Below are 13,375 nucleotides of genomic sequence, written 5' to 3'. Positions count from 1 at the left end.
CGTCCCGGCCTGCCAGACTAGAAAGCGCGTCCCCACCCGGTTGGGGCCATTGGAACGGGCGGTTAGCTCAGTTGGGAGAGCATCTCGTTTACACCGAGAGGGTCGGGGGTTCGAGCCCCTCACCGCCCACCATTCCTTCCCCTTGTAACCCGCACGCTGGGACAGCACGCCGCATGGGCTTGGAGACCGTCTCCGGCCAATCTGGCCCTTGCTCCTTTCCCGCCGCCCGGCTAGTCCGGATGGGGTTTTTCAATCACGAGTGATCCGGCGTGTCCGTCTTCCTTGCCGCTCTTCTGGCCTCCGGCCTGTGCAGTGCCGAACCCTTCGAAGACCAGCCGGTTTCCGGGCTGGAAGCGGTCGAGTGCGCGTCCTGCCTCGAGCTTGATCGTTTTTATGCCCGGCGCGATCAGGCCCTGGCCTGGACGGGCGGTGCCGATACCAGCGCCTATACGCAATTGCTCGACGCGATCCGGGGTGCGGCGTCTCATGGCCTCAACCCGCAGGACTATGCGCTGACCGCGCTGGAAAGCGCCGACCCGGCCCGGGCGGATCGCGAGATCGATATCCTGGCCACGCGCGCCTGGATCGATTTGGCCCATGACCTCGCCCGCGGCCGCCTCGATCCCTACACCTATGAATCCGGCTGGAGCCTGCCTTACCGGCCGCTGGACCTCGCGGCCCGCCTGGAGCTGGCGCTGGAACTGGGCGCGGTCTCGGCCAGCCTGGAGCGTCTCGCACCGCAGAGCGAGGATTATCAGCGCCTGCGCGAGGGCTTGCAGAATTTCCGCGATGTCGCAGAGAAGGGGGCCTGGCCGGTCCTGGAAGCCGGTGAAGCCCTGCATCTGGATGATCGCGGCCCGCGCATCGCCCAATTGCGCGCCCGGCTGGAAGCGGAGGGTCATGTCACCCTCCAGGTCGCCCCGGAGGAACGCGACCTGTTCGATGCCGACATGCGGGCGGCCGTCCTGCGCATCCAGCGTGCGGCGCATCTGGATGATGACGGGATTGTCGGTGAGGAGATGCAGGCCTGGCTCGCCATCACACCGCAACAGCGCGTCGACCAGATTGCCGCCAATATGGAGCGCCGCCGCTGGCGTCCGGCTGCGGAACCGGGCCGCTCCCTGCGCGTCAATATTCCCGATTTCACCCTCGATATTCTCGAGGATGGCGAAATCGTCGATCAGCACAGGCTTATCGTCGGCCGGACCAGCCGGCCCACGCCGGTTTTTTCCGCCGAGCTTGCATATTTTATCATCAATCCCTGGTGGGAGACGCCATACTCGCTGGCCGTCCGGGACGAATTGCCGGCCTTCCGGCGCGACCCGGACATGGTGGAGCGTCTCGGTTTCCAGGTCCTCGATGCGGAAGACAATATCGTCGATACGTCGGAGCTGGACTGGAATGAAGTGCCGGCGCACCCGTTTCCCTACCGTCTGAGACAGGCGCCCGGTGAGCATAACGCATTGGGAGAAATAAAGTTTATCTTTCCCAATCCGCACAATACCTATCTTCACGACACGCCCGGACGTCATCTCTTCCAGGAGAGCCGGCGGGCCTATTCCTCCGGCTGCATGCGGGTCGACCAGCCCATTGATCTCGCCCATTGGGTGGCCGAGGGACAGACCGGCTGGAATGCCGAACGCATCGATGAAGTGGCCGCGGGCGACACGGAAACCCGGGTCGATTTGACGGCCCGAATACCGGTTCATGTTGTCTATTGGACGGTCATTCCGTCGCAGGCACCTTATATCCGCTTTGTCGCGGACCTATATGACAAGGATCAGAGCATTATCCACGGCCTATCGGGGGGTAGTCCGTCAGATCAGGAGTAGAATGTGTCTGCGTGGTTCCTGTTGGCGACAACCGCCCTTACCCCTGTTTCCGACGCGGCTGATGACGGTATCGTCGTCGGTGCGGCATCCCCGGTCATCGTGGAAGATTTCAATCCGCCCTATGATCCCGGTCGGACCGGTTTCACGGTCAGCACGGCCAGTGGGCTGGAGATTGGCCTTGAACGCTTCACCCTTTTTGTCCGGCCCGGCGAACAGCTGGACCTGACCGCCAATGAGCCGGTGCGCTGGCGTCATGAAGCCGAGGAACTGGCCGAGGGCGAGGCGCAGCTCGCCCTGGACTGGCACGCACCGGATGATCCGGGGCGTCACGAACTCATCGTGACCAGTGAAAGCGGCGAGGAGATGCATCTCAACCTCGTCGTCATGCGCCGCCGGGAAGCCGGCGACGAACAGATCAATGGCTACCGGATCGGCGAATATCCCGCCGAACCCTATCGCGGTCAGGAAAACTACCGGGCCCCGGAATATTTCGTGGAAGTCGGCGAGGGGATAGAGGATCTGCCGCTTTCCCCGCACTTCACCCTCGGCCAATTCCTGTGCAAGCAGGAAGTCGGCGAAGGCCCGGCCTATCTCGTCGTCTCCGAACGCCTGGTCCTGAAACTGGAAAACATCCTGGAAGCGGTGAATGAGCGCGGCTGGCGCACGGATGGTTTCACCGTCATGTCCGGCTATCGCACGCCCGCCTACAATGCCGGGCTCGGCAATGGCCGGAATTCCCGCCACATCTATGGCGGCGCGGCCGATATCTTCATCGATACCGACGGTAATGGCGTGATGGATGACCTCAATGGCGATGGCGTGCTCGATCGCCAGGATGCCGCCGTCCTCTACGATCTCGTCGAAGGCATGGCGGCCTCCGGCAATGAGGATTGGCAGGCTGGCGGGCTGGGCGAATACGGCCCGAACTCCCACCATGGCGCCTTCGTCCATGTCGACGAACGCGGCTGGCGGGCCCGTTGGGGTCGCAGCTAGCCGACCGGCGTTTCCGTCAGCAGGTCCAGCAGGCTGTCAGCGCTCCCGCTGAAAATGCGCACATCGGCCCGGGGCGCAAAGCGCTCCAGGGCCTGCGCGTTTTCCTCGGCGGGGACCGCGCCATCACCGCGATCATTGATGATCACCGTGCAGCGTCCGTCCAGCACGCGAATGGCGGTCAGCGTGTGCGAGATCATGCCCAGATAATTGCCTGTCACCAGAACGGGGCGGGCATCCAGCTCCCGGATCAGGTCCAGATTGAGACCATCTTCGGCGATCGGCGACATCACCCCGCCAGCGCCCTCGATCACGGTCGGCATGGCCCGGTCGATATGGTCCAGACACCAGCTCACCACCTTGTCCAACAGGAGGCTGCGGCGTTCCCGGCGGGCCGCCATGTCCGGTGACAGGGCCGGCTTGAACCGCCAGGGCGAGACTGCCTGGACATTCTGCCCGTTCAGGGCCTCGCCATTGGCGCGCATCAGCCGGATCGTATCGGTCTCGTTCAGCTGCGCCGGATCAAAGCCGGAGATCACCGGTTTGAGCACGCGCGCCTTGCCGCCAGCCGCGCGATGAGCGCTGAGCAGGGCGCACAGGACATGGGTCTTGCCGATATCGGTTCCGGTGCCGGTGAAGAAAAGCGGTCGCATCATTGCGCAGCTTCAACGCTCGCGGTCAGGCTGGCAAGGCTTGCGGCCAGCCGATCAATGTCGTTTTCGCGATGGGCGGCCGAAAACGTGATGCGCAGACGGGCCGTCCCGTCCGGAACCGTGGGCGGACGGATGGCTGTGACCAGGAAGCCTTGCGCTTCCAGCGCCTTGGAGACCGACAGTGCGCGCTCGGACGATCCCAGCACCACCGGAACGATCGGCGAGACCGGCTTGGCCAGGCCCAGCGCCGTGCAGAAGCGCTCCGCCAGCCGCAAGGGCCGGGCACACAAATCCGGATCAGCCGCGATCAGATCCAGCGCCTTCAGCGCCGCGGCCACGCTGGCCGGGGGCAGGGCGGTGGTGAAGACAAGGGGGCGGGCCCGGCTGCGCAACAGCTCGCAGACAGTATGCGAGGCGCACAAATAGCCGCCATAGCTTCCCAGGGCCTTGGACAGGGTTCCCATCTGAAGGGGCGCCTCGGCCGCAGGCTCGAAGGCATGCGCCGATCCGCGTCCACCGCCCAGCGTGCCGATCCCGTGCGCGTCATCGACCAGGGTCCAGGCATCATGCTGTTCGGCCAGGGCCAGCATGTGCGGCAGCGGCGCCAGATCCCCATCCATGGAGAAGACGCCATCGGTCAGCACCATGGCGTGACGGGCTGAGGCGCGATGCGTGGTCAGCAGGTCCGACAGATGCGCCATGTCATTGTGCCGGAACACTTCGACACGGGCCCCGGACAGACGCGCCCCGGCAAAAAGACAAGCATGGGCCAGCTGGTCGATCAGGACGAGATCACCCGCTCCCACCAGGGCCGGTGTGATGGCCAGATTGGCCAGATAGCCGGACCCGAAAACCAGACAGTCCTGCGTGCCCTTGAACGCTGCCAGCCGGGCTTCCAGTTCAAACAGGAGCGGGTGTCCGCCCGTGACCAGGCGCGAAGCCCCGGATCCGGTCCCCCAGCGCGCTGTTGCTTCCCGCGCCGCCTCGATCACTTCGGGATGATGCGCCAGCCCAAGATAGTCATTGGAACAGGCATTGATCAGCGAGCGGCCATCGCGCTCCACCGTCACGGCATCGCTGTGACGGGTCTCGCGTGGCTGGCGGCGCAGGGCCTTGCGGTCCAGCGTTTCCAGCTTGCCGGCAGCAAAGGCATCGAGGGACTGAAAAGAAGTCATGACCGGCCCTGTCGCACAGATTTGAGGCCTGCTAAAGCCCGGCCCTGATATCGGCTTCACACAATCGCGTAATGCCCATGACCGACTTCCCCCATCTCTGGCGTCCCTACACCCAGATGAAGACCACACCGGACGCGCTGCCGGTTGTCTCGGCGCAGGGTGTCCGTCTGCATCTGGCCGACGGGCGCAGCCTGATTGACGGCGTCTCCTCCTGGTGGACGACGGTGCATGGCTATTCCCATCCCCATATCGTCTCGGCCATCCAGGAACAGGTGGGACAGCTCTCCCACGTCATGCTGGGTGGGCTGACCCACGAACCCGCCGAACGCCTCGCCAGCCGCCTCGCAGCCCTGGCGCCGGGCGATCTGGATCATGTCTTCTTCTGCGAATCCGGCTCCGTCTCCGTCGAGATCGCGATGAAAATGGCGGTCCAGTCCTTCATCAATCGCGGCGAGCGCGGCCGCACCCGCTTTGTCTGTTTCCGCGGCGGCTATCATGGCGACACGATCGCCACCATGTCGGTCTGTGATCCGGAGGAGGGGATGCACACCCTGTTCGCCGGGGCGCTGCCACGGCAGATCATCGCCGATCTGCCCGTCGACGAAGACAGTACGGCCCGGTTCGAGGCGCTGTTGAGCGAACATGCCGGCCAGATCGCCGGTGTGATCACCGAACCCCTGGTTCAGGGCGCAGGCGGGATGCGATTCTTTTCCGCCGAAACCCTGCAGCGGATACGCGCCGCCTGCGACCGGCATGGCCTGCCCCTGATCCTGGATGAGATCATGACCGGGTTCGGGCGGCTGGGCACGATGTTCGCCTGCGAGAAGGCCGGGGTCGTGCCGGACATCTTGACCGTCTCCAAGGCGCTGACCGGTGGCACGTTGCCGCTGGCGGCGGCCATCGCCTCACGCCGCATCTTCCAGGATTTCTGGTCTGACGAGGCCTCCGCCGCCCTGATGCACGGCCCGACCTATATGGGCAATCCGGCCGGTTGTGCCGCAGCCAATGCCTCGCTCGACCTGTTCGAGCGTGAGCCGCGCCTGGAACAGGTCGCCGCCATCGAAACAGTTTATGCGGCCACCCTCCCGCAGGCCCGCGACATCCCGGGCGTGGTGGATGTGCGCTGGCAGGGCGCGATCGGTGTGATCGAGATGGAAAGCCTGCCCGATCTGGACGGGTTGAAGGCCGCCTTCGTCGAGTCGGGCATCTGGGTGCGCCCCTTCGGTTCCATCATCTATTTCATGCCGCCCTATGTGATCTCCAGGACGGATCTGGACACGCTTGTGCAGACCGGATTGGCCGTCATTCGCCAATGGGCACAGGCCCATTTCTCTGCGCGCTGACAATCGCGCTGCATTATCTGCAGATCGCGCGCATAACCCGCTTGACCGAAAATCGGTCTGCCCATAAACAACGCACCTCGCTTCGGCGAGCCGCTTAAGCGGGTGTAGCTCAGTTGGTTAGAGCGCCGGCCTGTCACGCCGGAGGTCGCGGGTTCGAGTCCCGTCACTCGCGCCATTTCCTTCTCCAGGATCTGGTCGCAGGCAGAACGAAAAACGGCCGCTCCTTCGGGGCGGCCGTTTTCGTTTCCGGTTGGGTTTCGGGCGTGCGGTGCTATTCCGCCGCGACCGCCTCATCCTGGAAGCCGTAGCGCGCCTGCGCCTCGCCGATCAGTTCGCGATCATCGACATCCCAGGGGTGGAAGCCCGGACGCAGGAAGGCCAGCCAGGGCAGAATGATCCGCCGGACAATGCCCGGCTTGCCCAGCAGGTAGCCCAGCAGTTTCCAGCGGGCCGACCAGCCGGTGATTCCATCCTGGGCGAGGAGGCGACGTGTCTCGATCCAGCGGCTCGTGATGAAATTGCGGGAGACGTTGAGGAAGACCAGGCAGCGAATGCTCCAGCGCTTGCGGGCCGGGGCGTCGCGCATGACATGGGCATAGGTGTCGAAGGCGACACTCTTGTGCTCAATCTCCTCGATGGCATGCCAGGCCCACATGCGTTGCGATTCCGCTTCCGTCTTTTCCATCAGGTCCGGATTTTTCAGCGCGGAATGGGCGAAGATCGCCGTGAAATGCTCCAGCGCCACCGTCATCGCCAGCTGGGCGACGGGATGCTGTTTGCGGGCCTCAGCCAGTCGCTCCTCGACCCGGGAGACTTCCGACGCGATCTCATAGCCATCGGCTTCCACGCGGGCATTGAATTCATTGTGCTCGCGCGTGTGGAAGGCTTCCTGTTTGGCGAAATCCTTGATCTGTTTGGCCAGCTCGTCCGGCACATCGCGCTGGAAGCGCCGCACGCTCTCGATGAAGAAGGTTTCGCCGGCCGGGAAGGTGATGGAGAGGGCATTGTGCCAGGCCGTCGCCACGGCATCCCCGTTCAGCCACCAGCGCTGGTGCGCCTCATCAGCTTCAAAGCGCAGATTGCGCGGATGGATCACCAGATCATCGGGAGCATGCGTGGTCGTCATGGCCTTGGAACCCTGTGTGTGAACACTGTTCATTTTCGGTCGAAATGGGTGTGTGTCAATCCGGGCGGCCTTTAGCGGCAGGAGATGTGAGCGTGCGCTGCGGCATCCAGGGTCGCGGGAAGGCCTGTCCATGTCCAGCCAATCCCGGGCTACAGCCCCGGTCGACAAGTCCTTTTCTCCTGCTACCATAAAGCGAGTTGTTCGCGTGAGTAGGTTCAGCCCCGGTATCTGGCGGGGCAGGGGAGAGAGCCGTGGCGGATCCGCGCGACGAAAACGACACTGAAACAACGCTTTCACAAGATGATGCTGCGCCGGATGAGGTGGAAGCCAAGGCGTCCCCCCGGCCCGTCTGGATCTGGGCCCTGGCCGCGATCCTCCTTCTGGGGCTTGCCGGGGCCGGCTTTGTTTTCGGCCCGCAATTCTTCGACCGTCCGCCCAGCGACCTTTGGGCCGAAGCCAGCTACACGCCGGACCCGGATTGCGAGGCTGGCAGCGCGGAATGTCCCGTCCTGATCGAACCCTTTCCTGTCGGCCATGGTGGTGATGCCAGCGAGACGGCATTGACCCTGCTCGCCGTGACCTATCCCGAACTCGACGACTCCATCGCCCAGTGGGGCCAGTGCATGGACACGGTCCTGTCCTGTCTGGCGCCCGCCTATGGCGAGAGCGATGCGACGCGCGCCGGCAGTCTGCGCAGCTGCGTGGCCCAGTCCAGCTGTCCGCAAGCCTGCCGGGACCGGTTCGAAAGCCGCGCGGGCAGTGATCTTGAGTCGAGCTACGCCGCCTTCCTTGAAACCTTCGTCGAGGAGGATGCCTGGTGCGCGCCCCAAGACTGAAATCTGCGACACGCTGGCTGAAAGGCCTCGTCCTGTCCGGCCTGCTGCTCTGTGTCCTGCCGGCCTATGACACCAAGGAATCGCCGCGGGCCGGGGCCATTCGCGGCCATGTCAGCGATCTCGACAAATGGCATGGCATCTATTTCTGCCATGGCAGCCTGCTGCAGAATTGCCGCGAGAATGAGCATGCCTGGCTGGCCCAGCACGCGCTGAACCGGGTTGCGCCCAATGCGCCCTGGGGCTTCCAGCAGGACGATCCGCTGATCGTCAATGATCTGTCGACCGGCTATTTCCGCTCCGACATTGGCGCGCGGCGCCAGCGGTCCAACTGGGACCCGGCCGATGTCATGGGACTGCCCCAGCGCACCGTGCCGGGCGCGACCAATTTCGCCGGCATCCCGGACTTCAGCTACACGATCTATGACTGGATCAACATGAATGAGCTGTGCCCGCCTCTGCCCAATGGCCAGATGCCGGCGGGCACGCCAGCGGGCTGCCACAATTATACCTATTGGCAGGGCGGCGGGTTCAACGCCTCCCATTTCGGCTCCCAGGCAACGCGCTCCTATCTGCGCCTGCACGCGGCGGCCCTCGACCTTGCCGCCCGCGCCCGGACCCTGCGGGAGCGGATCGCCGCCGACCCGGCCAATCTGGCAGCCTATCGCGACGTCATCCGCGAAGCGGAGATGGAGGCGCTGGCCTATGAGGGCTATGCCCAGCACTTCCTGCAGGACCGCTGGGCTCTGGGCCACATGTTCGAACGGTGGGGTTCGCCGGAATACGATGCCAGCGGCATTGCCCTGGATCCGACCCGTGCCCTCATGGCCGGGGCCTTTACCGGCATCATCCATGGCTACCAGTCGGTCGCCCACATCCCCGATGCCCTGTCTTCCCCGGAAGTCGGGGTCACCAATACGGTCGTCAATCTGGGCCGCCGCGCGATCAACTGGCTGGGCAAACAGGTCGGCCTGGTCGACGAGAATGCGACACCGCCGGCGGTCAGCCTGCAGATCGGTCATTGGCGCCGCCCCAATTCGGATGAGGAATATCCCGGCGTTGGCGATTATCGCGCCTATGACATGCAGCGTGGCCGCTATGCCGCGCGGGTCAGCCTGCCGGGCAATTTCCTGATGGAATACAATTCGGAAACGGCCCTGCCGGTGCAGCAGCAATATGCCGAGCTGATGAATTGCTCCAGCGCCGGTTTTGCCGAAGTGATCCGGGCCTTCGGGACGAATGGCAGCGGTTACGGGTTGGACGCGGTGGCGCTCACCGCCGATGCCGGCACGGTCGGGCCGGGCTGTTTCAACGCCTGGGCGACGAATGAAGCCATCGTCATGGGCATGGGGCCGGAATTCGGCGTGGCTGGGGCCGTGTCCACCATGGCCCAGGCCGGCTTCCGCATCGGCAATGTCATCAATGAAGTGACCGGCAATGCCACGCTGGAAGATTTGCCGCCGGAGATCCGCGGCTTTGTCTATTCGCGCAATGACACGCTCTCCGTGACCCGCATCTATGTCCGGGCCCGGATGGCCGCTTTTGTTGATCCGGACGGGCTGAACCTGGCCCAGGGCGGCATGGGGCGTTTGATGAATGTCCCCACGGGCGATGCCTATTCCATTGCCAGCTATCTGGAGCCCACATCCCTGACGACGCTGCCGGACCGGGACCCGCGGGGCCGCGATGCGGAGACGGTGTTTGGCTTCTTCAACCGCTCCCATGCCGATTATTTTTGCGGCCGGTCCGAGGAATTGCTGCAGCGCCTGCGCCGGTCCGCCGACCCGGCCGAGCGCGCCACCTGCCGCATCCTGGCCCAGCGCATCTATTCGCAAACCGATGACGGGACCGGCATCACCGAACACGCTTTCGTCGAACTTAATGGCAGCCGCCAGCAGACCGAACCCCTGTGCCGTCTCAGCCGCTCCAGCTGGTCCGCGCCCGGTTTCGGCGGCGATGATCTGGAGACCCTGCATCCGGGCTATGTCAGCTGGGATTTCTCCAATGACGCCGCCTCTGCCTTTGCCCTGACGCCTGAAGGCCTGTCCATGCAGTCCGTGGCCAATTGGTGCGATGCGACGCCCGTCGTCGATGCGCTGGGTGATGCCGATCTCGCCGAACAGCGCGTCGTGCTGGAGATCGAGGATACGCGCGACACGCTGGAAATCCGCGGCCGTCATTTCGGCGATCAGCCGGGCACGCTGCGCCTGGGCCAGCGCCCGGATGGCAGCGATACCGTAACGGTGACCGATATCGTCAGCTGGAGCGATACGCGCATCCAATTCCGCATCGAGGATGTCTTCTCCGACATTCCCTTCCGCGACAGTCCGGGCAGCCAGTCCGAACGGGTCAGCGAAGCCAGCCTCTTCGTGTCGCGGGCCGGTGCCGTGGAAACCGATCCCGGCCTCAACAGTGTCGGCAGTTTCGTGGTCCGCCGCCTGGTCGAGCCGCCGCGTGTGGCGCGGTTGACCGTGGAGGCGCGTGGCGAGGATATCCCGGTCTATGCCTATAGCCGCCCGCCGGATCCGCCCCTGGAAGACGTGTCCGCCACCAGCCTGTTCTCCACCCCGGATGCCGAGGAAGACGACCCGGTCGATCCGGCTTTCCGTCCTGTCGGCCCCGGCCTGTCCCTGACCATCGAGATCAGCTTCGATACCGATATCGAGCGCGATGCGGAGGGCCAGATCTTCACCCTGGGCGGTGAGCCGCTGGAGGGCCGCTGGCTGGATAATCGCCGCTGGCGTGGCCGCCAGGATGTGCCGGATGGCGGGGCCTATGACGCCCTGCGCGGGCCCATGCCGCTGGAAATCAGCGTCCGTTCGCGCCGCGGCGCCTGGACGGATGGCAATCCCGACACCACCGGGCCGGATCCGGACCGGGATCATCAGCTCCTCTTTGACCATATCCCCGTCGTGCTGGACCGCATTGCCGTGCGTGCCGGAGGCGGCACGGTCTATTCCGCTCAATGGACCGGCGGTCCCGATCTCGACGCCGAGCGTCAGCTGACCACGGCCGCGCTGGGCGGTCCGGTCCGCACACTCGATGTCGATGTCGCCCGCGCCGTGTCCGAGACCGGGGAGGGGCGTCTGCGCCTGCGTTTCTCCGATGATCTGGACACGCAGCCCAGTGTGACGGTCGGCGGTGCCACGGCGCAGATGCGCGGGGAGGGACGCGACTGGCAGGGCCGGTTCGATCTGGCCGAAGCGGCCAGCCTGCGTGACGAGAACGGTGACCTTCAGGTCAGCGTGTCCATCGAAGGCCGTCTTCTGGACGCCGATCCGGCCAGTGTCGCCCTCATCCGCCCGCCTGCTGACTGGCGCAGTGGTGCCTATTGGGATGGTCTGGAAGCGCAGCGCGGCGGCCAGACAACGGCCACTGGCGGCCCCGATCTCTGGCACCGGCTGGGCGAAGCACCAGCCTTGTCCTTCCTCATTATCCTGGACGGGTCCGGTTCCATGGGCGAGCAGGGCCGTATGGAATTTGCCCGCGACGGCATCACCCAGAGCTTTGCCAATCTGCCCGAGGATGAGGTGATCGAATATGCCGCCGTGGCGTTCAGCGGGTGCAGTGGTTTCACCACCCGCCAATTCACCCGCGATGCCGACTCGATCCGGGAATTCCTGGTGTCGGTCTCGCCCTATGATTCCACGCCGCTGGCCGCCGCCCATGATGTCGCCCGGGGCATGTTCACCCATGGCGCCGACCCGCGGGCGCAGGCCTGGCGCTATGCCAGTTTCACCGATGGCGCGGAGACCTGCGATGGCAATGTCACCTCGGCGATCCGCGATCTGGAGGCCGTGCTGGCCCGCCATGAAGCCCCGGATTCGGCACCCCTGCCGGAAACCGAAGTGGCTGACGCGCCGCGCCCGGCCGTGAATTGCCGCGCGGACAGCTGGTCCGGCTATGCCGTGGACGTTCGCGATGGGGGCCGCCATCTCGACCGGATCACCCTGGTCGAGCACAGTTTCTCCGAACGGGCCCTGCCGGATGGCCGTTGCCTGAACATCTATGAGGTCAAGGATTATGGCGTCTATTACGGCCGCACCCAGACCTCCGGCTGGCGATGGGGGATCAATAGCCGCCCCAGTGAAACCCGGACCGAAGTCGGCTCGGCCACCCAGGGCCAGGCCTCGCTGGACCGGGTGCGCAATCTGGCCGGTGCGGCCCGCAACGGTCTGACCGATCTTCCGACCGCCCGCCGCCGGGTGGGGGAAGCCGTCTCCAATGCTGATCCGGAGCAGGGCTGATGCGTGATCTTCTGCCCAGCCTCGCCGCGCTCCTCCTGATCCTGACCAGCCAGGGTCCGGCCATCGCCCAGACCCGGGTCCCGGTCAATGAAATCATCGAGCTGGAATTTGACGCCGAAACCCCGACCCGTGTCCGGGTCCAGCTCGACGCGGCGGCCCTGTTGCGGTTCGATGTGTTCGCTGGCGATGAAGCCATCACCGCCGTGCGGATCGCGCAACCCGGCGACACGGACGAAACCAAGCAGCTGACTGAGTTTCTCGTCCTGGGACCGGGGCGTCACGATCTGGAACTAGTCGCCAATGGCGGCTCCGATCCGGTCGCAGGGCGCATCCAGGGCCGGATCAGTGCCGGTCCGCCCAATGACGCGTTCGAGCCCAATGACCGGCCGGATGAGGCTGTTGAGATCGACCTGCCCTTCAACCGGATCGTCCGTCTCTCCCAGAATGACTGGGACTGGTTCCAGGTCGATCCGCCGCGCTCCGGTGTGTTGGGCATCCAGCTGCATGCCTGGCGCAGCGCCTATCCCGGTCCGCTGATCCGGGTGGAAAGCCTGGATGGCGAACTGCTCTATGCCAGTCCCAACAGCCCGGGCGGCTGGAACGGTATGCGCTATGTCAATGTCACCAGCGCGCCGGTCCGGATCGGCGTGAATGACACGAATAATTGGCCGGAAAACCAGTGGCATGGCTACAAGGCGTTGGAGATCGTCCTGATCGAGCCGCTCGGCGGCATGCGCGGTCAATTGATCACGCTGGGCCTGGAGGGCGGCGATGCGGGCTGGCTGCAGCTGGCGGAAATCGGCAATGCGCTGGGCACCGAGCTGCGTGAGGCCAATGAGGCCGAGGCCGTGTCCACGGAATTGCTGCGGGCGGTCGAAGGCCAGTCCGAGAGCGGGCCGGGCCTGCTCGTCTGGCTGCTGGGCGGGCTTGGGGTTCTGGTTCTGGGCGGCGGCGGTTTCTGGGCCTGGCGCCGTTTCCGGCCGGCGAACTCTTCCGACGACGCGGCCTGACCTGTCCGCGATATAAGTTGCGCTGCAGCATGAAACGTGACACACGGAGCTCACATCCAGCCGGTGTGTAGGCCCTTTCAGGGGCGACCGGCGCGATGTTGGCGAGACTTTCCGCTGATTCCAGCGCGTATCGATCCTGCCACCTCGGGCGCCAGGAAGGCGTCGA

Annotated in this window: 9 protein-coding genes and 2 tRNA genes; 8 read left to right on the top strand and 3 right to left on the bottom strand. The window is 65.0% G+C overall.

Annotated features, from left to right (window positions below; genetic code table 11):
* The first annotated feature begins 56 nt into the window (after nt 1-56).
* From I0K07_RS13940 to I0K07_RS16065, 3 genes are all read left to right on the top strand, one after another.
* Nucleotides 57-132: transfer RNA gene (locus I0K07_RS13940), tRNA-Val, on the top strand.
* Nucleotides 133-269: 137 nt separating this feature from the next.
* The gene (locus I0K07_RS13935; RefSeq protein WP_203294455.1) at nt 270-1,832 is read left to right on the top strand and encodes a L,D-transpeptidase scaffold domain-containing protein; all 1,563 of its coding nucleotides are present in this window, start codon (nt 270-272) and stop codon (nt 1,830-1,832) included.
* Nucleotides 1,833-1,835: 3 nt separating this feature from the next.
* The gene (locus tag I0K07_RS16065; protein WP_203294453.1) at nt 1,836-2,825 is read left to right on the top strand and encodes a D-Ala-D-Ala carboxypeptidase family metallohydrolase; all 990 of its coding nucleotides are present in this window, start codon (nt 1,836-1,838) and stop codon (nt 2,823-2,825) included.
* Here the strand turns inward: I0K07_RS16065 and bioD are convergent.
* Both bioD and bioF read right to left on the bottom strand, forming a co-directional pair.
* Nucleotides 2,822-3,478 (bottom strand): dethiobiotin synthase, encoded by a 657-nt coding sequence (bioD, locus tag I0K07_RS13925; protein ID WP_203294451.1) that lies wholly within the window; start codon nt 3,476-3,478, stop codon nt 2,822-2,824. The two genes, I0K07_RS16065 and bioD, sit on opposite strands and share 4 nt — an antisense overlap.
* The gene (bioF, locus tag I0K07_RS13920) at nt 3,475-4,650 is read right to left on the bottom strand and encodes an 8-amino-7-oxononanoate synthase (RefSeq protein ID WP_203294449.1); all 1,176 of its coding nucleotides are present in this window, start codon (nt 4,648-4,650) and stop codon (nt 3,475-3,477) included. The genes bioD and bioF overlap by 4 nt, the downstream gene beginning before the upstream one ends.
* Nucleotides 4,651-4,727: 77 nt before the next feature.
* On the opposite strand from bioF, the gene I0K07_RS13915 reads away from it, so the two are divergent.
* Nucleotides 4,728-5,993: an adenosylmethionine--8-amino-7-oxononanoate transaminase gene (locus tag I0K07_RS13915; protein ID WP_238934894.1), complete on the top strand. Its 1,266-nt coding sequence runs from the start codon at nt 4,728-4,730 to the stop codon at nt 5,991-5,993.
* Between the two features lie 98 nt (nt 5,994-6,091).
* A tRNA-Asp gene (locus I0K07_RS13910) sits at nt 6,092-6,168 on the top strand.
* 96 nt (nt 6,169-6,264) lie between these two features.
* Here the strand turns inward: I0K07_RS13910 and I0K07_RS13905 are convergent.
* On the bottom strand, nt 6,265-7,119 hold the full coding sequence (locus tag I0K07_RS13905; RefSeq protein ID WP_203294445.1) for a metal-dependent hydrolase: 855 nt from the start codon (nt 7,117-7,119) through the stop codon (nt 6,265-6,267).
* 251 nt (nt 7,120-7,370) lie between these two features.
* On the opposite strand from I0K07_RS13905, the gene I0K07_RS13900 reads away from it, so the two are divergent.
* From I0K07_RS13900 to I0K07_RS13890, 3 genes are read left to right on the top strand one after another with little or no spacing between them, the layout of a single operon-like run.
* The gene (locus tag I0K07_RS13900) at nt 7,371-7,955 is read left to right on the top strand and encodes a hypothetical protein (RefSeq protein WP_203294443.1); all 585 of its coding nucleotides are present in this window, start codon (nt 7,371-7,373) and stop codon (nt 7,953-7,955) included.
* On the top strand, nt 7,937-12,199 hold the full coding sequence (locus tag I0K07_RS16060) for a VWA domain-containing protein (protein ID WP_203294442.1): 4,263 nt from the start codon (nt 7,937-7,939) through the stop codon (nt 12,197-12,199). The genes I0K07_RS13900 and I0K07_RS16060 overlap by 19 nt, the downstream gene beginning before the upstream one ends.
* Nucleotides 12,199-13,209 (top strand): hypothetical protein, encoded by a 1,011-nt coding sequence (locus I0K07_RS13890; protein WP_203294440.1) that lies wholly within the window; start codon nt 12,199-12,201, stop codon nt 13,207-13,209. Before I0K07_RS16060 ends, I0K07_RS13890 begins: the two co-directional genes overlap by 1 nt.
* Nucleotides 13,210-13,375: the final 166 nt, after the last annotated feature.

Source organism: Maricaulis parjimensis (assembly GCF_016817355.1).
Classification (GTDB): domain Bacteria; phylum Pseudomonadota; class Alphaproteobacteria; order Caulobacterales; family Maricaulaceae; genus Maricaulis; species Maricaulis parjimensis.
The sequence above is the reverse complement of the archived record's forward strand: the minus strand, read 5'-3'. Positions and strand labels throughout refer to the sequence as shown.